The sequence below is a fragment of the Microbispora triticiradicis genome, from assembly GCF_005864065.1.
Taxonomy (GTDB): domain Bacteria; phylum Actinomycetota; class Actinomycetes; order Streptosporangiales; family Streptosporangiaceae; genus Microbispora; species Microbispora triticiradicis.
On sequence record NZ_VANP01000007.1, the window covers coordinates 130,065 to 152,712 of the forward strand.

17 protein-coding genes are annotated in these 22,648 nt (G+C 68.7%); 16 read left to right on the forward strand and 1 reads right to left on the reverse strand.

Annotated elements, in window-relative coordinates:
* Positions 1-39: 39 nt before the first annotated feature.
* Complete coding sequence (locus FED44_RS19695) at positions 40-2,796, reverse strand: AMP-binding protein (protein ID WP_167521529.1); 2,757 nt, start codon at positions 2,794-2,796, stop codon at positions 40-42.
* A gap of 405 nt (positions 2,797-3,201) precedes the next feature.
* On the opposite strand from FED44_RS19695, the gene FED44_RS19700 reads away from it, so the two are divergent.
* From FED44_RS19700 to FED44_RS19775, 16 genes are all read left to right on the forward strand, one after another.
* Positions 3,202-4,356, forward strand: a complete 1,155-nt coding sequence (locus FED44_RS19700; RefSeq protein ID WP_138461601.1) for a hypothetical protein — start codon at positions 3,202-3,204, stop codon at positions 4,354-4,356.
* 34 nt (positions 4,357-4,390) lie between these two features.
* Positions 4,391-5,110 carry a formyltransferase family protein gene (locus tag FED44_RS19705; RefSeq protein WP_208759071.1) on the forward strand — a complete coding sequence of 240 codons (720 nt, stop codon included), beginning with the start codon at positions 4,391-4,393 and terminating at the stop codon, positions 5,108-5,110.
* Positions 5,111-5,432: 322 nt separating this feature from the next.
* Positions 5,433-6,491 (forward strand): ParB N-terminal domain-containing protein, encoded by a 1,059-nt coding sequence (locus tag FED44_RS19710; RefSeq protein WP_208759072.1) that lies wholly within the window; start codon positions 5,433-5,435, stop codon positions 6,489-6,491.
* Positions 6,492-6,871: 380 nt separating this feature from the next.
* Positions 6,872-7,618 carry a class I SAM-dependent methyltransferase gene (locus FED44_RS19715; RefSeq protein ID WP_167521530.1) on the forward strand — a complete coding sequence of 249 codons (747 nt, stop codon included), beginning with the start codon at positions 6,872-6,874 and terminating at the stop codon, positions 7,616-7,618.
* A gap of 23 nt (positions 7,619-7,641) precedes the next feature.
* Positions 7,642-9,048 carry a glycoside hydrolase family 30 protein gene (locus FED44_RS19720; RefSeq protein ID WP_464515801.1) on the forward strand — a complete coding sequence of 469 codons (1,407 nt, stop codon included), beginning with the start codon at positions 7,642-7,644 and terminating at the stop codon, positions 9,046-9,048.
* Positions 9,049-9,077: 29 nt separating this feature from the next.
* Positions 9,078-10,169 (forward strand): DegT/DnrJ/EryC1/StrS family aminotransferase, encoded by a 1,092-nt coding sequence (locus tag FED44_RS19725; protein WP_208759073.1) that lies wholly within the window; start codon positions 9,078-9,080, stop codon positions 10,167-10,169.
* 179 nt (positions 10,170-10,348) lie between these two features.
* Positions 10,349-11,434 carry an FAD-dependent oxidoreductase gene (locus FED44_RS19730; RefSeq protein WP_167521532.1) on the forward strand — a complete coding sequence of 362 codons (1,086 nt, stop codon included), beginning with the start codon at positions 10,349-10,351 and terminating at the stop codon, positions 11,432-11,434.
* A 47-nt stretch (positions 11,435-11,481) separates the two neighbouring features.
* Positions 11,482-12,348, forward strand: coding sequence for a glycosyltransferase domain-containing protein (locus FED44_RS19735; protein ID WP_138461607.1), 867 nt, complete (start codon positions 11,482-11,484; stop codon positions 12,346-12,348).
* A 109-nt stretch (positions 12,349-12,457) separates the two neighbouring features.
* A complete protein-coding gene (locus tag FED44_RS19740) occupies positions 12,458-13,447 on the forward strand; it encodes a class I SAM-dependent methyltransferase (protein ID WP_138461608.1) in 990 nt (329 codons plus the stop codon).
* A gap of 1 nt (position 13,448) precedes the next feature.
* Complete coding sequence (locus tag FED44_RS19745; RefSeq protein WP_138461609.1) at positions 13,449-15,038, forward strand: MBL fold metallo-hydrolase; 1,590 nt, start codon at positions 13,449-13,451, stop codon at positions 15,036-15,038.
* Positions 15,035-16,300 carry an ATP-grasp domain-containing protein gene (locus FED44_RS19750; protein ID WP_111698969.1) on the forward strand — a complete coding sequence of 422 codons (1,266 nt, stop codon included), beginning with the start codon at positions 15,035-15,037 and terminating at the stop codon, positions 16,298-16,300. Before FED44_RS19745 ends, FED44_RS19750 begins: the two co-directional genes overlap by 4 nt.
* A gap of 1 nt (position 16,301) precedes the next feature.
* On the forward strand, positions 16,302-17,150 hold the full coding sequence (locus tag FED44_RS19755; RefSeq protein WP_111698971.1) for a TauD/TfdA dioxygenase family protein: 849 nt from the start codon (positions 16,302-16,304) through the stop codon (positions 17,148-17,150).
* The gene (cpt, locus tag FED44_RS19760) at positions 17,147-17,710 is read left to right on the forward strand and encodes a chloramphenicol phosphotransferase CPT (protein WP_138461610.1); all 564 of its coding nucleotides are present in this window, start codon (positions 17,147-17,149) and stop codon (positions 17,708-17,710) included. Before FED44_RS19755 ends, cpt begins: the two co-directional genes overlap by 4 nt.
* A complete protein-coding gene (locus tag FED44_RS19765) occupies positions 17,707-18,771 on the forward strand; it encodes a threonine aldolase family protein (protein WP_138461611.1) in 1,065 nt (354 codons plus the stop codon). The genes cpt and FED44_RS19765 overlap by 4 nt, the downstream gene beginning before the upstream one ends.
* 57 nt (positions 18,772-18,828) lie before the next feature.
* Entirely contained in the window at positions 18,829-20,775 is a 1,947-nt protein-coding gene (locus tag FED44_RS19770; RefSeq protein ID WP_138461612.1) for an ABC transporter ATP-binding protein, read from the forward strand.
* Entirely contained in the window at positions 20,772-22,574 is a 1,803-nt protein-coding gene (locus FED44_RS19775) for an ATP-binding cassette domain-containing protein (RefSeq protein WP_244302085.1), read from the forward strand. The genes FED44_RS19770 and FED44_RS19775 overlap by 4 nt, the downstream gene beginning before the upstream one ends.
* The last annotated feature ends 74 nt before the right edge of the window (positions 22,575-22,648 follow it).

Sequence of the window (22,648 nt, forward strand, 5' to 3'; positions counted from 1 at the left end):
AGCCGTGCCGTGGCCCTGCTGAGGTGAACCCCCGGAGGCTCAGTCTCGGATGAGCACGTGCTCTCCGTTCCCGTGCACGCGCATCAGTTCTTCGAGGAGGGATCCCTTCGCAAGGGTGTGCGGCCCGTCGATCGGGCCGAGATTCGGTCCGGCCGCGCGGATCGCGGCGAGCCACCGTGGGTCCGACACGCCGGCGGCGCTCACGGCCTCGCACCACTGATCGAACTCCAGCACGTCGGCGGCGCCGATGCCGATCGCGTGGGCCAGTCGCTCAAGGTCGTAGATGTCATCGACGATGATCTGTTTCGTCGGTTCCGGGTGCGCGAGGCCGGTGACGACCCTGTCGACCACGGTCCGGACATCGCAGACCGGCAGGCCGCCGACGAGCCGGGGCAACGCGCCGATCTTCCGCGAGTGCCGGAGCAGCTGGAAATACTTGTCGTTGGCGAGGAAGCCCCCTTCCTGGGGGCCGTGGCCGTACACCAGCGACATCCGGTGCACGTCGACCGCGCAACCTGCCCTGGTCAGCTCGTCCAGATACATCTCGCACAGCAGCTTCGACTGCGAATACGGCTCGGGGACCGCCGCGACGCGCTCCACGGTCACGGGGTCGAACAGCGCTCCGCTCGAAGCGGCGGAGAGGAACGCGAACTTGCCGGCCCCCGCGGAGGACGCCGCGAGGGCCACCTGCTTCGTCGCGGCGACGTTCGTCGCGACCTGCCGTTCCAGCGGAAGGAGGTGGTTGACCTCGTATCCGCAGTGGATGACCGCGCCGAAGTCGAGTTCTCCGTTCTCCGCCGCTCTTCCGAGCTCCTCGAACGTGACGACGTCGACGGTCCGGTAGTCCTCGCTTCCGCGCCCCCACCGCTTGGCGTGTACCGCCGGCAGCGCTTCCGGAACGCCGGTGGTGGCGACGTAGACGTGGTCGAAGACATCGAGCGCGCGGTCGAGCACACGTCCGCCCACGAAACCGGACGCGCCGGTGATCAGTACGCGTCGCCGATCGCCTTCCGCTCCGGCCCGGCGCGTGACCAACGCCACGTGCCAGGCGTCGAGCTCCTTCTCGGCGGCACGCACCACGGACGCGACGGTGCCGCTCCCCGGGTCCCGGCCTCCGTTGAGCGCCGCGACGAAACCGTTGACGGTGAAGTCGTAGTCAAGCGCTTCCAACGCCGTCTGAACGACCTCCTCGCCGTAGTACTCGCCAAGCCGCACCTGAAGGGAGACGAGCGTCAGAGACCCGCCCCCCGCGTCGTAGACGGACGCGTCGGGATCGAGTGCCTGTCCGAGCAGCTCTTCGGCGATCCCTCGGACCCGATCGAAGTCGGTCACATCCGGTTCGGTGACCACGTCGGGGGAGAGCCTCCGGCCGTGCTCGTCACCGATCAAGCAGGCTATGGCGTTCTTGTCGGCCTTTCCACCCACCGTCAGAGGCATGGCGTCAAGCCGCACGACGAGATCGGGGAGCTCCCACATGGGCGCGAGCCGGCGCAGACGCGCCATGATCTCCGCTTCGCCGGGTCCGTCGACATGGGCGAGGACGAGGCGCCCGCCCGCGACGAGTACCGCGACACGGAAGCCGAGTCCCTGGGAGAAACGGGTCTCAAGGCCGGTCAGGTTGACCCGGTGACCCAGACGTTTGATCTGGTCGTCGGTACGGCCGATGTAGGAGAGCCGCCCGTTCGCGTAGGAGACGAGGTCTCCGGTGTGGTACGCGGGAGCGTCGTCGATGGTGCGGAACCGGCTCGCCGTCGCTTCGCCGTCCCCGTGGTAGCCGAGGGCCACGCCTGGGCCGACAATGACGAGCTCGCCCGTGCCGGAATCGGCGTACCGCCCGGTCTCCGCGTCGAAGATCCGCAGGCCGTACCCCTCGATCGGGGTACCGATGTCACCGACGTGTTCGATCACTTCGGCGATGGAGAAGCACACGGTTCCCTCGGTGGGGCCGTAGGCGTTCAACACCCTGGCGTGCTTGAGCGCTCTTTCGCACTCCGGTTCGGTCAGCGCCTCGCCGGCGAAGACGACGGTGGAGAGCGTGCGGACGGCCTCCGGGGCCAGTCTGGCGTACACCGAAGGGGGCAGCGTGGCGAGGTCGCACTGGCGCGCGAGCAGACACTCGTTCACCGCGCCCAGCCAGGAGCGATCCGTACGGTCGGGGACGACGATCGTGGCCCCCGCGTAGAGCGTGGCCACCAGTTCCGAGATCGAGGCGTCGAACGCGAGAGAGGAGAACTGGAGGACCCGCAGACCGGGGCGCAGGCCGAACGCCGCGGTCTGGGCCCGGCAGAGCGGTTCGAGCCCGCGGTGGCCGACGTCGACCAGTTTCGGTTCTCCGGTCGAGCCCGAGGTGAAGATCGAGTAGGCGACCGGTTCCCGGGTGTCCTCAAGCGTGGGCGCCACAGGCGCGTCGGCCGCGATCCGCTCCAGCGGACCCGCGACGATCACCTCGGCGTCGGTCAGCCGGCGCAGGGTGCCGGCGAGCTCCTCGTCGAAGCACACGACGACGGCCGGCTTGGCGCAGCGGATCTCCTGGCTGAGCCGGTCGACGGGGGAAAGAGCATGAACCGGTGTGTATATCAGCCCGGATCTCAATGTGGCGATCGCCCAGACGACGCTGGCGAGGCTGTGGTCTCCCACGATGACGGCCCGCTGTCCCGGCCGGGCGCTGCGGCTCAACCGGGCGATGACGCGCTGGGACAGCAGGTGCAGATCCGTGTAGTCGTAGGTCACGTTCCCGCTGGTCAGAGCAGGAAGGCCAGGATGGCGGCACAGCGCTTGCTCGATGATCTCAGACATGCGCAACATCTACTTGGCAAGCCTTTCACATGTGTGTCCGGTGATCCGAGAGATTGAGTGGCCTCGGAAGCTCCCTGTTCGAGCCGCAACCTGGGCCGGCCGTCGCCGTTGAATCGATGCGTATTCGGGCCTCGGCCTTTCGGCAGGACCACAGGAATTTGGTCACTTCACGTGCAGAAGGGCGGTGACCAGGTTCAGCCAGGAGGAGCCGGTCGGGGTGAAGTGGAGGCGGAAGCGCGGGTGGGCCGGCCTCCAACATTGTTCGCATGGCGGTGTTGAAAACGTAGCAGGATCGGCCGATACGCGTAAGAGCTGAACGACGGGGATCCCGCGTGCGTTGACAGCTCCGAAACCGGCTGCCTAGTGTCACGTGAAGTTGTCCGGCTGGAGAATGAGGGAAGGCCAGTGGAATACGCCCTGCGCGGCGGTGCGCCTCCCACCCTTCGGGAGATTCACCGATTTTCCTCTCAGTTGAACCTCGAATGCGATATCAATCATCGCGCGGCTTACCTGGGTGATGTCCGGGGCGATCCCATGGCGCTGCGGTTTGAATTCCTCGCCATGATCAGGCAAACGGGTGTCACCCGCGCCCTCGCGTATGCACTGGATATCCCCGAGGAATCGGTGACGACAGGGTTCGAGGTCGGCCGGCACCCTTTGCCGGACGATCCGGACCTGATCGCGGAAGCTGCGACGTCCTATCACAATGCGCATCCGCTGGCCCTCAACGAGGTGCTGCGTGTCTGGCTCCAGCTCGTCGAGGGCGGAAAGTCCCTGCTCTTCTGCAAGCTGAATCATCTCTCCACCGACGCACGGGACGCGGCGGAGCTCTTCGCCGGGATTCGCGGTTACTTCGGCCGCCGGACCGCGATGTCCTCCGGAGGCTTCTCGCAGACGCCGGAATACCACCGGCGCTTCGACGACCTGCCGCGCGCCGACCTCGATGCCGTCGAGAAGGCGCTGGGCGAGGTGGCGACACCCGGGATCCGCGGGATTCCACTGATCGCCAGGGCGCGGACCCGCCAATTCGCGATCCGGGACGGCCTGACCTTCGACGAGGTCCTGGCGTCGGTCGCCCGGGCGCTGGCGCCGTGGGCCGGAAGCCAGGTGGTGCTCCACTATCCGTACACGCACAAGACGTTCCGCGCCGCGCCAGGGCCGTTCGTGGAGATCAAACCGCTCGTCGTCGACGTGGCCGCACTGGAGAGCGACGGACCGCCCGGCCTGCGCCGCCGGCGACAGGTTCTGGAGAGTTCCGGCCGCTTCGACGCCAGCGAGCTGACCGGATTCAACGCGGAACTCAAGCGGCGCAGGGTCCCACGCGTCATCGTGTCGGACACCACGCTTTTCCGTCCGGAGGGTACGGAATGGCAGTGGGTGCCCACAAGAAGCGCGCGCACGTATGACGACCTGAAATTCTACGTGGACCGCACCCGGGGCCATGGTCTGGCTCGGGTCCAGTACAAAGAGGGGTTTCTCGGATCCGGCGTACTGGAGGACGTCGTCGCGCGGGTCCAAGCGGGAATCGGATGTGCGTCAGGAAGCGATCGGCATCCCTAGCTCTTCGGTGACAGGTCATGCAGGAGGTGGAGTCGTGAATATCTTCCTATCCGGGCAGGGAGGGTTCGCCACCGCGATGGCGGAGGCGCTTCAGGCCGATCGGCATCAGATCGTCGGTGTCTCCTCGCCGCCCCTGAAGGCGCGCCACGGGGACGAGGACAACCCCCTGGCCTGGGACAGGCTGCGCTCCTGGGCGTGTCCCCGACGTGTTCCGTGGGTCCCGGCCGCGTTGCTCCGTGCGCATCAGATTCCGGAGCACACGGACGTCGTTCTCGCCGCGCATTCGCACGCGTTCATCGGGCGGGCGACCCGGGCCCGGGCGAGGGTGGCCAGTCTCGGGTACCACCCGAGCCTCCTGCCGCTGCACAGAGGCAGGGATGCGATCAGGTGGACCATACGGGACGGCGACCGGGTGAGCGGTGGCACGGTCTACCACCTCACGGAACGGACGGATGCCGGCCCCATCGCGGCTCAGGAGCACGTTCTGGTGCCGCCGGGCGTCGATGCGCAGTACCTGTGGCGCGAACTGCTCGCCCCGCTCGGCATCCGGCTGGTTCTGCGAACCCTGCGCGACCTCGAACGGGGGGTGCGCATCGAGGTTCCGCAGGACGAGGCGCTCGCCACCTGGGAGCCGGCGATGGACGCCCTGCCCTTGTTCAAACCCGAACTCGGCGCTCTCACCGCCGCGTCCTCCGCCCAGGTCATCAGTGATCGCTGGGCACTGGTCGACCACGGCGCCCGCCCTGCGGACTGACGAGACGAGGAGGACGCGTCCGATCGTGTCTCCGGCCCGCATGGCCTGGCAGCGCCGCGCGGCCGTGAGGCCAGCGTAATTCTCCGGCGGAGGACCGGGAAGCTTTGTGGACGCCCGCAGGGCCCGACCGGCGGCCTCTCGTACGCACGGTGGCGGCGGGAGGCGATGAAACCGCTCTCCCCTTCGTCAAACAGGTCACTTGACGGATGGTCAACGATCTTATTACGCTTTCGACGCGGCATGATCAATATGGGAAATCTCCACATTGCTCATGCGTGCTTGCAAAGACAGTATCACGTCTTGCACGGGGGTATATCTGCTCGTGGTCACTAAAAAACAGGAAGCCCAGCAGAAACAGAGCGCCTTGGCCCGGAATCTTCTTTCCGACGCTTGTTCGACCTTCGTGGTTCCCATCTCCGCGCTTCTCCCGGCCGATTCACCCAGATTAGCCGGAGAAAGCGCCGAACACACGCGTATGCTCGCTGAATCCGAGGCTGAACTCCCCCCGATCATCGTCCACCGGCCGAGCATGCGGGTGATCGACGGTATGCACCGGATCCAGGCGGCCGTGCTGCGGGGCTCCGAGACCATCGAAGTGCGGTTCGTCGAGGACGGGGAGGGCCACGACCTGTTCGTCCTGGCGGTGGCGGCGAACATCAGGCACGGTCTGCCGCTCACCCGGGCCGACCGTCAAGCCGCTGCCGAACGCATCGTCTGCTCCCATCCGCAGTGGTCGGACCGCGCCATCGCGCGGGCGACCGGCATAGCCACCAAGACGGTGTCCGCGATCCGGGCACGTCTCGCGGACCGGATCCCCGAAACGCGGGGCAGGATCGGACGGGACGGCAGACTGAGACCACTCGACGGGACCGAGGGACGCATCCTGGCCGGCGAGATCCTGCGCGCGGATCCGGACGCCTCGATCAGGCGGGTGGCGAAAGAGGCGGGAATCTCCGTTGGCACCGCGTTCGACGTGCGCAGACGCATCATGAGCGGAGAGGACCCCGCGCCGGCCGCCCTGGGCGGCGAGTGCGAGGAGCCACCGGCCGGCTCGCCGGTCCAGGAGGAGGCGGCGGCGCAGGACGTGTCCCGTGGCACGTCGTCGCCGGCGCGGCGCCGGGCCCAGGGCAGGCGTGCGGCTCATGAGGCGTCGGACATCCTGAAGATGCTGATGAAAGACCCCTCTCTTCGGTACACCGATTCCGGCCGCGTCCTGCTGCGCCGGTTGTCCAGCCTCGGAATCGGCATTCTCGAGTGGGAGGACAAGGTCGAGGCGGTGCCCAAGCACTGCGCACACGCCGTCGCCGATTACGCACGCCAGGTCGCCGACTCCTGGATGCAGTTCGCGGAGCAGTTGGAGTCGAGCGCGCCAGGCGCCTGAGAGTCCGAAACTTTCGGCGTTCAACCGAAAGCTGTTGCCAGTTGAACGCCCTGCCCGAGGCGGCGGGCATGGCCGCGCCGGGCGTGGAACGCGTCCAGGGTGACCCGACGCCGGCCACCTCCTGTCCAGGAGTCCGGCCGGCGGCGGTTCCGCTCGTGGCCGTGCCCGCCGCATATCGGGACCAGTATCAATCGCATGGCCGGACCAAACAAGCCCGGCGAATTCCGATGCTCCGACTTCGCCGCCATGGCGCACCGCCGGATTGACATTTTGATCGGATATGCGTTCACCTGGACCGGTGAAGGTTCCTGCCGCTGTTCGATCCAGGGTGCCGTCCATGTCGCGTATTTCCCGTTCGATCTTCATATTGGGGGCAGACCGTGCATAACATCACCCGTGAGTACCAGCAGGAGATATGGGCGAAGGTCTCTTTTCCGGATGGTGAACTGGAGCGCAGCCGGGACCTTTACCACCGCTTCGAGCGTGATTTGAAAGAGGCCAGAGAGCATCAGCGGCCGCTGTACGCGAATTGGGTGTCCAAGGGTTTGGATCCGCAGGTCTGCGACATCGAGGCGGAGCTGACTTACCTGCGCATCCGGCAGTCGCGCCCGGAGAACGTCGTCGAGATCTCCAGCGGCAGCGGCTGGTCGACCTCGTGGATACTGCGGGCGCTCGCCGACAACGGGACGGGCCGGTTGCACTCCTACGATCTGGTCGACGACAGCGTCCGGAACGTCCCGGCGGATCTCGCGGCGGATCGCTGGCACTTCCACCAGGGGGACGTTCGCGAGTCGACGGCGGCGTTGCCCGAGTCGGCCGACTATCTGTTTCTTGATTCGGATCATTCCGCGCAGTTCGCGGAATGGTATCTGGCGGAGATTCTGCCGCGGTTTCCGCGGGCCCAGGTGAGCGTGCACGACATCGTCAAGTGGCCCGACGAGTGGGGCTGGGGCGAGGAGAGCATCGTGCTGTGCCGCTGGCTGGCGGAACAGGGGATTCCGTGCTTCACCGCGGCACGCGCACTGCCGGATGTGGGTTTCGCCGGATTGACGGCGCTTCGGGAGAGCCTCGGCATCAATTCGTTGCACTGGGAAGACTACAACTCGATGATCTTCTTCAGCCTGTGAGACGCCGATTCCCGGCCGGGGCTGTGGAAGACGGAGGTGATGAATTGTCCCTCGAGGCGAGGGTAGATTTCGGTACAAAGCATCAGGAGATCCACGGCTTCGGTTTCTGCCAGGCTTTCCAGCGAGCCGCCGTAATCCGGGATTTGCCGGCATCCTCCCGTCAGGAAGTGCTCGACCTGCTCCTCAGCCCGGCGACCGGGGCCGGCCTCAGCATTCTGCGGCTGGGCATCGGTTCCTCCGCGGACGGCGTCTATCCCAACCACAGGTCCATCCAGCCCGCGGATCCAGGCGGTCCGGCGGCGCCGCCGCGGTACGTCTGGGACGGCGACGACAGCGGGCAGGTGTGGCTCGCCAAGCAGGCGCAGGCGTACGGAGTCAGCCGGTTCTACGCCTCCGCGTGGAGCGCCCCGGGATACATGAAGGACAACGGTTCGGACGCCGACGGCGGCACCCTGCGTGGCCTGCCGGGGGTCCTGCCGGCGGGCGACGACTGGCGCGAAGGCTACGCCGAGTATCTCCTGCAGTATGTCCGGTTCTATGCCGGCGAGGGGATCCGGATCACCGACCTCGGCTTCGCCAACGAACCGGAGATCGCCAGGCCGTACGCCACCATGCAGCTGAACACGGAGCAGATGGTCGACCTCGCCAAGGTCGTGGGTCGTGCTGTCGAGGGCCAGGGGCTGCCGCTCAACGTCGTCTGCTGCGACTCGCTCGGCTGGAACTTCCAGGCGGAGTTCACCGCCGCGATCGAGGCCGACCCGCTGGCCGCCGCCAGCGTGGCCATCCATGGCGCCCATCAGTACGGCAGCCGGGCCAACGAGCACGAACGCATGGCGCGCAGCCCGTTGCCGACGCGGCGGCCGAACTGGATGACCGAGTGGTCCCCGGACGTCCTGGGCGACGGCTGGAACGCGCGGTGGGACAGCGGCGACCCGACCGACGGCATCGCCGTCGCGCGGAACATCCACGACTGCCTGACGATGGCCGACGTCAGCGCCTACATCTACTGGTTCGGAGCGTCACCGGACGCCGACACCCGCGCGTTGATCCGCATCGACGGGGAGCGGTTCCACGTCTCCAAGCGGCTGGGGGCGGTGGCCGCGTTCAGCAGGTTCATCCGTCCGGGCGCCAGGCGGGTCTCCGCCCACGTCAGCGATGGCGCCGTCAAGGTGTCCGCCTTCGAGAACCCCGACTCGTCCCGCGTCGTCGAGCTGCTCAACGACGGTCACGAGCCCTTCGACGTGGACGTCTCAGCCGGCCCGTACGCGTCGTGGGCGGGCGCTGCCGCCTACCTCACCGATTCCGCCCACTCGCTGGACAGGACGCACACGGCTCGCCCGGCCGAGTCCGGGATCTCCGTGCGCGTTCCGCCGCGGGCGCTGCTGACGATCGTGGTACCAGGGGGACCGGGGGTGGCGGGCGTCAGATGAAGGTTCCGTTCAACGATCTGGCTCGGTCGATGCCACGGGACGAGGTCTGGTCCCGCGTGCGCGAGGTGCTGGAAGACGGCAGGTACATCTCGGGCCCCGAGGTCGCGGCCTTCGAGCGGGAGTTCGCGCGATACTGCGGCGCCGGTCACTGCGTCGGCGTCAGTTCGGGTACGACCGCGTTGCAGGCGGCGTTGCTCGCGTTCGGGGTCGGACCCGGTGACGAGGTCATCACGGTGTCCGCCACCTTCATGGCGACCACCGCCGCCATCGTCCACGTCGGCGCCGTGCCCGTTTTCGTCGACATCGATCCCCGGCACCGGACCATGCGCGTCGACGCGGTGGAGCCCGCCGTCACCTCCCGGACCCGGGCCATCGTGGCCGTGGACCTGTACGGCCATCCGTCGGACATCGGCCCGATCACGGAGGTGGCCCGGCGGCACGGGTTGACCGTCATCTGCGACGCGGCCCAGGCGCATGGCGCGTCGTACCACGGCCGGCGGGTCGGATCCCTGGCCGACGCCACGACGTTCAGCTTCTACCCGTCCAAGAACCTCGGGGCGGTGGGCGACGCGGGCGCGGTGACCACCGACCGTGCCGACATCGCCGACCGGATAAGGGAGCTGCGCGACCACGGCCGGCGCGCCGACCGGGACGACCACGTGCGCGTGGGGTACAACTGGCGCCTCGACGCGGTACAGGCCGCTGTGCTGCGGGTGAGGCTCCGCCACCTGGACGGGTGCATCCGGGCACGGCGCGAGGCGGCAGCCCGGTACGGCCGGCTCCTGGCGCGGTCGCACCTGGATCTGCCCACCGAGGCCACCGGCGTCGAGCACGCGTACCACCTCTACGTCGTCTCCGGCGCCGATCGCACGAGGATGCGTGCGGCGCTGGGGGCTCGGGGAATCGCCACGGCGGTGCACTATCCGACTCCCGTCCACCTGCTGCCGCCGATGCGCCCCTATGCGCCGGCGGACCACAGCCGGCGGCTGGCCGTCACCGAGGCACTGGCCCGGGAGTGTCTGTCCCTGCCCATGTTTCCCGGCATCACGGCCGCCGAGCAGGCGGCGGTGGCGGACGCGGTCCACGAGGCGGAGTCGAGCGCGAGGCGCGTCCATCGATAGGCGCGTCCACCCATAAGCGCGTCGTCGTCAGGCGCGTCCGTCGTCAGGCGCGTCCGTTTTCAGGCGAAGGCACGGAGTCCGCGGCGCCGCCGACCGCCGCGGACGGTCGATCGACGGCAGGAGCGGGAGCGGGCGTTGCACAACCGCGCATTCACGAGGATCAGCCCAGGAGGTGGACGGTGCAGGCCGGTGCACGAGTCGCGGTCGTCGGTGGTGGCATCTTCGGCGTCACGTCGGCTCTCCATCTTGACCGCGCAGGCTACGACGTCGTGTTGTTCGAACGCAACAGCGACCTGCTGCTGGGTGCCAGCAGCACCAATCAGCGGCGCCTGCATCGCGGCTACCACTATCCGCGCAGCATCGACACGGCGCGCTCGGTGCTGGACGGAGTCGGGTCCTTCGCCGCCGAGTTCCCGGAGAGCGTCGTGTCGTCGTGCCGGCGGTACGTGGCGATCGCGCGGGAGAAGAGCCTGGTCGACGCGGAGACGTTCCTGGGCTTCCTGGACCACATGGGCCTGGAGTACTACGAGCAGTACCCTCCCTTCCTGCGCCGCGAATCCGTCGAGATCTCCCTGCGCGTCGAGGAGTCCGGCATCGACGTCGAACGGCTCAGGGGGCTGTGCTGGCGCAAACTCAGGCGGAGCCTGGTCGAGGTGCGTCTGAGAGCTCCGGTCGAGCTGCCCGACCTGGAGGATTTCGACCATGTGGTGCTGGCGACGTACGCCGCGCTCAACCACATCGAGACCACGATCCCCGGCCGTGCCATGCAGTACAAGTTCGAGGTCTGCGAGAAGCCGGTGGTCAAGCTGCCGCCTGAGTACCGGGACACCAGCCTGATCATCCTCGACGGGCCGTTCATGTGCATCGACCCCATCGCGGGCACCGACACGTTCCTCTTCGGCAACGTCGCGCACGCCATCCACGCTTCGACGGTCGGTCTGCTGCCGCTGGTACCCGAGCCGTTGATCGGCCTGGTCGACAACGGGCTGCGGCGCAACCCGTCGCCGACCAACTTCCCGCTCTTCGTGGCCGGCGCGTCCGAGTTCCTCGTCGGAATCGAGGAGGCCGATCACATGGGATCGCTGTTCACGATCCGGGCGGTGCTCCCGCACGTCGAGGACACCGACGCCAGACCGACGCTGGTCCACAGAATCAACGAGCGGGTGACCTCCGTGTTCTCCGGAAAGATATCCACATGCGTCGACGCCGCCCGTGAAGTGGTGCGGATCGTCGGGGATCCCACCGCGGCGAGCCGCCCGTTGTAGGTAATTGCCCGATTGGCAGTCAAGACGAATAGGATGTTGACTGGATCATGAAGATAATCACTATAGCAACCGATTTAAATCATCCATTTCTCGTCCGCCTTCTCAATCCGTCCTGCGAGGCGGTCGACCTCGAACTCGTCGTCCTGCACCCCGAACAGTCGGCGTACCAATTCGCCGACAAGCGGCGGATGCTGGCCGAACAGCTCCTCCGCGTCGCAGCCCGCGACGAACTCGTCGTCGTCACGGACGCGTACGACGCCCTTTTCATACGCGGCCGGCGGCACCTCGAAGCCGGCTACGAGCGGTACAACCAGCCCGTCGTCTTCAGCGGCGAACTGAACAGCTGGCCGCTGGGCCCGGTCGGCATGGCGCTGCACCCGGGCCCGCCGGCCGGCCGGTATCCGTACATCAACACGGGCGGACTCATCGGACCCGCCGGGGACATCCACGACCTGTGCGTCAAGTACGCGAAGGCCCCGACGGACCAGTTCGAGCTGCTCGTGCACCTGCAGGCGCACGGTTACCGGTACCACGAGCAGTTCAGCTGGAGCGACCAGTACCACTGGACTCTGGTGAGCCTCCTCGAACGGGAGATGGTCGGCATCGACCACGACGCGGCGATGTTCGAGTGCTTCGGACCGGTGATCCCCGACGTGGTCTACAGCGAAGTGATGCGTGACGTGCACGATTTCGCGGAGCGGGGGGTCGAGAGCGACGCCTACCAGAGGGAACGCGACGAGCTGCTCGCCCGTCTCGAAGTGCCGAGCGGCGCGGCGCACCTGCATTTCGCCGGCTCCATCACCAAGGCCGCGACGCTGGAGTTCCTGGACACGGAGCAGTTGCCCGAGTGGCTAAGTGTCGCGTACGCGGCCGGGCCCACGCCGGTGCGCCCCGGCCAGATCGTGCGTATCTGAGCCGGTGGCCTTCGACGGCCGGACATCGTCCCGGCCGCGCACGGGAAAGGCGTGGACCGCGGACCGGCCCACCGTCTGACGATTTCCACTATTCCCAAGGGATTGACTGATGGACCGCGACCTGAGCTGGAAGCCGGGTGAGCCGTTGGACCCGGCCTTCGTCGACCGCGAGCTCGGCGCCAGAGCCGACCTGATGCGGGGTGATTTCTCCCGATGGCAGGGCCCCGGCGGCTGCCAGCTGCGGGAGAAATTGACCGGATATCCTGAGCGGCTTTTCCTTTTCCGGCTCGAAGGCCGCGGATGGTATGCGGGCTACAAGACCATCTCCGATTACGTCGTCGACGCGAACATGCCGGGCGTGTTCTGCAGCCGGATCTACTGGTTCAACGTGGTCGGGCTGGTCGACTCCGTGCGGGTGTCCGACGAGGACGCGCGGGTCGTCTTCCGGCCGCTCGACGTCGCCGCGCGCCGGACCGCGTTCGACCTGATCACCCCGCTGACCGAAATCGTGCATCCGTTCGGCAAGCAGCGAGATCCGGGCCGCGAGAAGACCAGCCCGCCGGACGGCTGGCTGGTCAGCGACGAACGCGCCGCGTTTCTCGCTCTGGGCGAGCAGCACATCCGGCGGTACACCAGGGAGGTCTTCGAGTCGCGGTTCGCCTGTCTGGACGCGGACGTCCTCGCCTACGACCCGGCGTGCTCCACCGGCCGGTTCCTGCGCGACTTCGCGGCCCTGAACCCGGCCCGCATCCGCACCGTCGGCCAGGATCTGAGCAGGCAGATGGTCGACTTCGCCGGCAAGCACATCGAGCGCGTGTTCCACGAGGACGCGATGCGGCCCGTGGTCGCCCCCGCCAGCGTGGACATCCTGTTCAGCCGATTCCTCAACTCCGAGGTCGTCTCCACCGCCCGGGCCCGGGAGATCCTGCCGGGACTGGTCCGCACCCTGCGGCCGGGCGGGCTGATGGTCCTGCTCGGCCACAGTCCTCTTCTGGTGGACGCCGCCGACCTGGCGGATGCCGGGCTACGGGTGACACAGACCGTCGCGCGGGCCGACGACTACCTGTTCCAGTACTACATCTGCGAGCGCGGAGACTGACATGACGCTGTCCTTGAAGGGGAACGTGATCGCGGAGCCCGCGGTCGCCGGGTGGTACGCCTGGTCGTACCTGCTGCCGCCGCACACGCTCGCCAAGTACTGGCAGAACCACTACCGGCCGCTGGTGGAGTCGTACCTGGCCAACCCGCAGGCACACCGGACGGCGCTGAAGCAGGCCCGCTTCCGAGGCGGTCCGTTCGTCCACGAACGGGACGGCTCGTACGAGGCGATCAAGCGGTGGTACGACGCCGCGGCCGAGCGGTACGCGCCGCTGACGGAACTCGCCGCCGCCATCGACGAATTCGAGAAGACGATCCTCCCCGCGCAGACCGGTGCCTCGATGGAGGACGCCTACCAGCGGTTGCCGGAGCCGCTGGCCGGCCGTGTGGAGATGTTCTACGGACGGGACAACCGCACCCCGGACTACCGGTTCATCGAACCTCTCCTGTATTCGTCCCGCTACTTCGACAGCGGCTACCAGCAGGTCAGGTTCTCCGTCGTCCACCAGGACACCCGCGAGTTCGCGCTGACGACCCCCGTGCTGGAGTACGGCCCGGAGCAGGTGCTGGTCACCGTCCCGCTGGACTCCGAGCTGCTCGACGCGGTGTTCCGGGGCGGGCTCACCGCCGAGGAACTGGACCGGGTCGTCGCCGGGCTCGGCCTGGCAGGCGAGCGCGCCGAGGTCTTCCGCACGTTCTTCGAGCAGGACGGGGAGCCGCCGGTCCGTCCGACCGGCGACGTCATCGAGTACGTCGGCCACGCGTGCGTGTACGTCCGTCACCGCGGTGTCTCGTTCCTGGTCGACCCAGTGATCAGCTACGGCGGCTACTCGGGGGGCGCGCCGGGCCGGTTCACCTTCGACGACCTGCCCGAGCACATCGACCACGTGCTGATCACGCACAACCACCAGGACCACATGCTGCTCGAGACCCTGCTGAGGATCAGGAACCGGGTGGGCCGGGTGGTCATCGCGAAATCCTCCCATTCGAGCCTCGTCGACCCGGACCTGCGGCGAATACTCCGCGTGCTGGGTTTCCACGACGTCGTCGAGCTGGACGACCTCGAAACGCTGGAGACGCCCGGTGGGACGATCACCGCTCTGCCGTTCCTCGGCGAGCACGGCGACATCAGGATCCGCACCAAGTCCGGCTGGCTGCTGGACCTCGACGGCAGCCGGGTCCTGTTCGCCGCGGACTCCACCAACATCTCGCCACAGCTCTATCCGCAGGTCGCCGCGGCGGTGGGCAAGGTCGACACGGTGTTCATCGGGATGGAGAGCGTCGGCGCCCCGGTCAGCTGGCTCTACGGGCCGCTGTTCCCCGAGCGGCTGGAACGCAGGATCGACGCGGGGCGGCGGTTGCGGGGCAGCAACTTCGAACAGGCGGCGGCGATAGTCGACGCGCTGGGGGCGTCCAGGGTCTACGTGTACGCCATGGGCCAGGAGCCTTGGCTGGGCGCGGTGATGTGCGTGGACTACGACGAGAGCCACCCCGCGATGGTCGATAGCGGCAAACTCGTCGACTACGTCAACGCGCTCGGTGGCACGGCCAAGCACCTCTACCTGCGCGAGTCGCTCAGGTTGCGGTCATGACCACCGGAGGACACGTCATCTGCGTCGGGTTCCACGCCGCCGAGGCGCACGCGGTGGACTTCGACCTCCACACCGTGACGGCGGTGATGTCGAGGGGGAGCGCGGCCCGCCTCCCCGCGGAGGTGGCGGGCCGGTTCGCGCGGATCGCACCGCTGGACCTGGACTCCCGGGACCTGGACGCGTACGATCGCGCCTCCGGCCGCATCTGCGAACTCGCCCGCGAACTGGCCGGCGAGTTCGGCCCGCCCGCCGGCGTCATCGGGCTCTACGAACACACCACGCTGCCCGCGGCGCGCCTGCGCGAGCACCTCGGCGTCGGCGGCACGAGCCCGCGGACCGCGCGGCTGTGCCGGGACAAGGTGGGGATGAAGCGGGTGCTGGCCCAGGCCGGGGTGCGGGTGCCGCGCTTCCTGCCACTCGGTCCGGACACCCCCCGCGAGGACCTCGCGCGCTTCGCCCGCCAGGTGCCCGGCCGGATCGTGGTGAAGCCGCGAAGCCAGGCCGCGAGCCTCGGCGTACGGATCCTCGAGGGAGGCGGGGAACTGCTCGCGCTCGCCGAGGCCGGCGGCATCGGCGAGCGGTACGAGGCCGAGGAGTTCGTCGAGGGCTCGGTGTTCCACCTCGACGGCGTCGTCCGCGATGGCGTGGTCCGCTGGTTGTGCCCGTCCAGGTACGTCACCACCGCCTTCGCGTTCCAGCACGAGCGCAAGCCGATGATCTCGGTGGTGCTGGACGACCGGGCGCTGGCGACGCGGATGTTCGCGTTCGCCGAGACGGTGCTCCGGACCCTCGGGCTCACCGACAGCGTCTTCCATCTGGAGCTGTTCCACACCCCCGACGACGAGATCGTGTTCCTGGAGATCGGCAACCGGTTCGGCGGCGCCGGCGTCCCGGTCCACCACCGCACCAGCTACGGCGTCGACCTGCCCCGGGAAGCCGTGCTGGCGTGCACCGGCGGGCCGTCGGAGCTGGCGGGACCGGCGGAGATGCACCGCCACTCCGGTCTGCCGGCGTCCGGATGGATGTTCGTGCCGCTGGACGAGGCCCGGAGATGCCGGGTCGTCGAGGTCCGCGGGCTCGGCGATCTGCCCGGCTCGGTGGCGTGGTCCGCCGTCCCCGCGGTGGGCGACGTGCTCGACGGGTCCTCGGACGTGTGGAACACCGCCGGCAGGTTCGTCGTACTCGGCGAGTCGGCCGCGGCGGTGGAGAACGACATGAAGAAGATCGCCGCGACCTACTCGGTCAGCGTGACGGGAGACTGACATGAACACCAGGCGGTTGGGAACCTATCTGGGCGTCGCCGTCGACGGGTACCGGCTGGATCCGGCCGATCCGGAACTCGGCGCCTTCGTGGACGAGCTGCTCCGGCGGCACAAGGTCGTGGTTTTCAAGCAGCAGCACCTCGACCGGCACGCCTTCGCGAAAGTGGCCAGGCGGATCGGCCGGCCGGAGGCGCACCCGTTCATCTCCGAGGACGATCCGGTGGTCCATGGGATCTCACCGTTTCAGCCCTATCACGAATATCCGGAGATCACCGGCATCTACCACGACGAGAAGCACACGGGGAATCTCAACGTCTGGCACAGCGACCTGTACTGGCGCAGGGTGCCTCCGGGCCGCCTGATCCTGCGGGCGGTGCAGATCCCGCCGTGGGGTGGCGACACCTGCTGGGCGGACATGGGCGCGGCCTACCGATCGTTGTCCGACGAGCTGCGAGCGGAACTGGACGAGTTGCGGGTGGTCCACGACTGGATGCGGATCTATTCCTCCGCCTTCGCCGACGACGAGACACGCGGCCGGATACGCCAGAAATATCCACCGCAGACGCACCCGCTCGTGTTCACGGATCCGTCTTCGGGGGAGAAGGTGCTGTTCTCCAACAAATCCTCCGCGATCCGCATCGAGGGCCTGGAGGAGCAGGAGAGCCGGCGCATTCTCGACATGGTGCACCTGCTGGCTTGGCGCCCGGAATTCCAGTGCCGCGTCCAGTGGGAGGCAGGAGACGTAGCGATCTGGGACAATCTTCGCGCCCAGCACTATGCTGTATCCGATTACCGCCCGCACATACGAAAGATGGAGCGCATTCTCTTGGAAGGCGAACCCATCCAGTGACGACCCAGGTCATCGTGCTCAACGGTGGATCCAGCGCGGGTAAATCCACGATGGTGCGCCGCCTCAAGGAGATCCTGCCGGACCCGTGGATCAGTTTCGGCGTCGACGACCTGATCGAGCGGCTGCCGCCTTCGATGCTGGAGTCGGAGTCCGGACTGACCTTCGGGCCCAACGGCGAGGTGAACGTCGGCGACGAGTTCATGCGGCTGCAGGACGCCTGGATGCGCGGCATCGCCGCGATGGCGAAAGCCGGGGCACGGATCATCCTCGACGAGGTGTTCCTCGGGGGCGGTGTCTCCCAGGAGCGCACCCGGCGGTACCTCGAAGGCCTCGACGTGCTGTGGGTCGGCGTGCGCTGCGCCCCGGAGATCGCGGCGGAAAGGGAGATCGCACGCGGAGACCGGGTGATCGGGATGGCGGTGTCTCAGGCCGAGGTCGTACACGAGGGCGTCGTCTACGACGTGGAGGTCGACACCGGCCGTGCCGAGTCGCTGGAGTGCGCGCGGGCCGTCATGGCGTACATGTCCGAGGCCGCGCGCACCGGCACCGTCCGCGCATGAGACGTCACGACGAGAACGACCGCGGATTCGCCAGCGACAACTGCGCGGGCGTGCCCCCCGAGGTGATCGCCGCCGTCGTGGAGGCGAACGGAGGCCACCAGAGGGCCTACGGCAAGGACGTCTACACCGCGCATCTGATCGAGGTGATGCGTGCGCATTTCGGCGAGCAGGCCGAGGTCTTCCCGGTCTTCAACGGCACGGGCGCGAACATCACGGCTCTGACCGGCATGCTTCCCCGATGGGGAGCCGTCATCGCCGCGGACAGCGCACACCTGCACAACAGCGAGAGCGGGGCGCCGGAACGGGTCGGCGGGTTCAAGCTGCTGACCGTCGACGCGCCCGGCGGAAAGCTCACCGTCGAGGCGATCGACCGCGAGGCGTGGGGCTGGGGCAACGAACACCGTGCGCAGCCCCTGGCCGTGAGCATCGCTCAGAGCACCGAACTGGGCACGCTGTACAGCGTCGAGGAGATCCGGGAGATCGCCGACCACGCCCATGCCAAGGGCATGACCGTGCACATGGACGGTGCGCGCGTATCCAATGCGGCGGCCGCCCTGGGTGTCCCGTTGCGGGATTTCACCACGGATGCGGGGGTCGATGTCCTCAGCTTCGGGGGCACCAAGAACGGCATGCTCTTCGGCGAGGCGGTCGTCGTGCTCAGGCCGGGGGCCGTGAGCGGGCTCGCTCACCTGCGCAAACAGCACATGCAGCTGGCCTCGAAGATGCGTTTCGTCAGCGCGCAGTTCATCGCGCTGCTCGACGGAGATCTGCACCTGCGCCTGGCGGGCCGGGCCAACGAGATGGCGGCGCGGCTACGGGCGGCGCTGGAGGAGCGCCTGGCCGCCGGGGAGATGAGCGGACTCCGCTTCAGCCAGCCGACGCAGACCAACGCCGTGTTCGCCGTCCTCCCCCGGGAGGCGGCGGAGCGCATCCGTAAGAGGGTGCGTTTCTACGACTCGGGCCGCCTCCCGGGTGAGGCGCGCTGGATGACCGCGTTCGACACGACCGAGGCCGACGTGGACGCGTTCGTCGAAGTGATCCGCGAGGAGCTGGCCGGCTAGTCACCCTGTCGGGGATCTCGGTCGTGGCCCGCGGTGTCGCCGAGAGGATTGATTGACATGCCTGTGACATGGGTGTCCGCGCGGCAGCAGGTGCTGGTACGCCTGCGTCTGCTGAAGATGCTGCGAGCCGCCGGCCCGTTGCCGGTCGGGGGCCTCGTGATGGTCACGATCGTCGAGAGCCTGTCGCCCGCGGCGGCCGCCGCGGCTCTCGGGCTTCTGGTCGGCCGCCTCGTGGCGGCCCTGGGCGAGGGCGCCGGCGGCCTCGGCGCACTGACGCTCCCGGCCGCGGCGCTGGTCGGGGTCATGCTCGTCGGCAACCTGATCGACTCCGCGAAGGAGCCGCTGCACTACCTCGTGGCGTTTCGGCTGGACGGTGCCTACCGGTCCGAGTTGAGCCGCCGCGTCTCGACCGGCCGCACCATCGCCGCGCTGGAACGGCCGTCCGTGCAGGGCCACGTCGAACTGGCCCGCGCCGATCCGCGCAACTGGACGGAACGGACCCCAGGCGCGGGTGCCGTCGCGCTCGTGGTCATGGTCGGCCGCGCCCTCACGCTGGCCAGTACGTCCGTCGTGCTCGCCGTCTGCGCGTGGTGGCTCGTCCCGCTGCTCGTGCTTCCGGCGATCGCGGTGCAGTGGCTGAGCAGCCGTGACATCGACCGATGGTTCGTGCTGTGGCGGGGTGGTCAGACCGAGTACCACCGCCGCCGGGTGTGGAGTGACGCGAACCTCGACGCCGGGCCGGCGAAGGAAGTGCGCATCTTCGGCCTCGGAGAGCATGTCGTGCGGCGCCAGCTGCACCACACGCGCGAGCAGTACGCGCCGGTCTGGGCTCATCAGCGCGCGTCGCTGACCAGGCACTGGCTGCTGGCGCCGATGGTCGTCGGTCCGCTGGCGGCCGCGATGGTCTCGGCGGCGTACCTGGCCGCGGCCGGGCGTGTGTCGCTGGCGGCCGGCACCGCGGCGATATCGGCGAGTGCGGTGATCTACCGCACCTTCTGGGGTGACCCGCGGGACGTGCTCGGCGCCGTCAGCGCGCTCAACGCCTCCGACCGCCTGCGCGAGGCGCTTGACGTGCCGCCGGCCTCCGTACCCCCGGAGGCTTCCGACGCTGCAGATGCTTCGTACGCTTCGGCCACTTCGGCCGGGCCGGGGCGGACGGCGCAGCGGGTGGGCACGGCGCAGCGGGTGGGCACGGAGCCGCAGGATCGCACGGTGCGGTTCGAGGAGGTCAGCTTCACCTATCCCGGCAGCGACCGCGCCGTCATCGACAGGCTGGACCTGGAGATCCGGCCGGGGGAGCTGCTCGCGGTGGTCGGCCTCAACGGCGCCGGGAAGTCGACGCTCGTCAAACTCCTGGCCGGCCTCTACGAGCCGACCGGCGGCCGGATCACCTATGACGGCGCCGACATCCGCGACATCGGCCTCGACAGGTGGCGGCGACATCTGTCGGTCGTCTTCCAGGACTTCGTCCGCTACCACCTGTCGGTCGCGGACAACGTGGCATTGGGCAGTGCGCGTGTCCCGCCGGACCGCCACGCCGTGGAGGCCGCCGGCCTGGCCGCGGGGCTGGACGCGGTGGTGGACCGCCTCCCCCTCGGGTGGGACACCCCGCTCGCCCGGACCCGCCGGGGCGGAGTGGACCTGTCAGGCGGGCAGTGGCAGCAGGTGGGGCTCGCCCGCGCCCTCTACGCCATGCGTACGGGAGCGCGCGTACTGGTTCTGGACGAGCCGACCGCCCACCTCGACGTGCAGACCGAGTTCGAGGTCTTCGACCGGTTGGCCACGTACCGGGGTGACGCCGCCGTGGTGCTCATCTCGCACCGCCTCTCCACGGTGCGGCAGGCGGACCGGATCGTGCTGATAGACCGCGGACGGGTCACCGAGTCCGGCAGCCACGCGCAGTTGATGGCGGCCGACGGGGTCTACGCGAACCTGTTCAACATCCAGGCGGAGCGATTCCGGCAGGGCTACAACGACTGCGCCGAGGACGGTGAGATCTCGTGAGCTCGCGCCGATGGAGTTCCGTACGGCTGTGGGGTGAGCTGTTCGCCCTCTCGTGGCGAGCCGACCGACCGCAGGTCGTCATGCTGCTGGGCCTCAAACTCGTCTCGGCGTGCACCACCGCCGCGCTGGCGCTGTCCACCCGCGCGGTCATCGACCAGGCTCTCGCCGGGCACTCGACGGAGGCCATGGCCATGGCCGGCTGCGCCGCCCTCGCGGCCGCGGCGACGGTGCTCGGCCCGAGCCTGGAGACCCACCTGTCCGTGATCGTCGCGGATTCCGTGGCGCAGCTGCACCTGGAACCGAGGATCCAGCGCTTCCTGGCGTCGGTGGAGACGCTCGAGCACCTGGAGCACAGCGACTTCCTCGACCGGGTGACCGTGCTCGACCACGCGTCGTGGAAGCTCACGCACGGGCTGTGGAGCGTGATCGACGTCGTGTTCGCCGGGCTGCGCCTGCTCCTTCTCATGCTGCTGCTCGGTACGGTCAGCCCTGTCCTGCTGCCGCTGCTCGTCGCGGCAGGGGTCGCGCTGGCGCTCGACCAGCACGGTCAGCGTGGCGTGGCCCGGGCGGAGACCGATACCGCCGAGTCGTTCCGGCTGCAGCGGCACCTCTTCACGCTGGCCACGCAGGCCGCCACGAGCAAGGAGATCTGGGTGGCCGGCGTCGGCGGAGAGCTCGCCCGGCGGCAGCGAGCCGCGTGGGACGAGGCGTTGGTCCGTCGTACGGCGGCACGGCTGCGTTCGGCCGGATGGCGACTGGGCGGCTGGCTCATGTTCAGCCTCTGCTTCGCCGCCGGACTCGTCCTCGTCCTGCGTCTCGCCGCGACCGGTCAGGCGAGCGCGGGCGACGTGGTGCTCACCCTCACCGTCGCGGTGGCCCTGCGCGACTCGGTCCAGTCGGCGCTGGTCCGGGCCGGCGTCGCGCTCAACGCCGGCACCTACGTCGAGCCGTACCTGTGGCTGCGCGACTACGTCGCGCGGCACCGCCAGACCGGGCAGCGGCTGCCGGCGCCCGCCGTTCTGCGCGACGGCATCGCCTTCGAGGGCGTGACCTTCACCTACCCGGGCACGGCCCGCCCGGTGCTGGACGACGTGAGCTTCCACCTCGCGGCCGGTTCGGTGGTGGCGATCGTCGGCGAGTTCGGCTCCGGCAAGACGTCGCTGGTGAAGCTGCTCACCAAGTTCTACACCCCGGACGCCGGCACGATCCGGGTCGACGGCACCGATCTGTCCGACCTGGACACCGAGGCGTGGCGGTCGCGGTGCAGCGCGGCCTTCCAGGACTTCGGGAGGTTCCGCATCCGGTTCGCCGAGACGGTCGGGCTGGGTGACCTGCCCCACGCCGATACCGCCGGACGCCTCGCCGACGCCGTTGCGGCCGCGGACGCGGACGGGCTCGTCAGGCGCCTGCCGAACGGGATGGACACGCAGCTCGGCCGGCTCTTCGGAGGTGTCGAGCTCTCCGGGGGCCAATGGCAGAAGACCGCGCTCGCGCGCGCGTCGATGCGTCAAGGCCCTCTGCTGTTCGTCCTCGACGAGCCCACCGCCTCGCTGGACGCGCCGAGCGAGGGCGCCATCCTGGAGCGGTACATGGTCCGCGCGCGGGAGCTGGCCGCGCGGACGGGAGCCGTCACCGTGATCGTCTCGCACCGGTTCTCCACGATCGCCGGGGCTGACCAGATCCTGGTCTTCGGCGCAGGCCGGATCATGGAGGCCGGCACGCACGCCGAACTCCTCGCGCTCGGCGGGCGCTACGCCGATCTCTACGGCATCCAGGCCAGGGCGTACACGGCGAACTGAGCGGTTCTGCCGGGTGAACGGTCCCGTACCGCAACCCGGGAGCGGCCCATGACGGCGCGGCGTGCGCAGGTGCG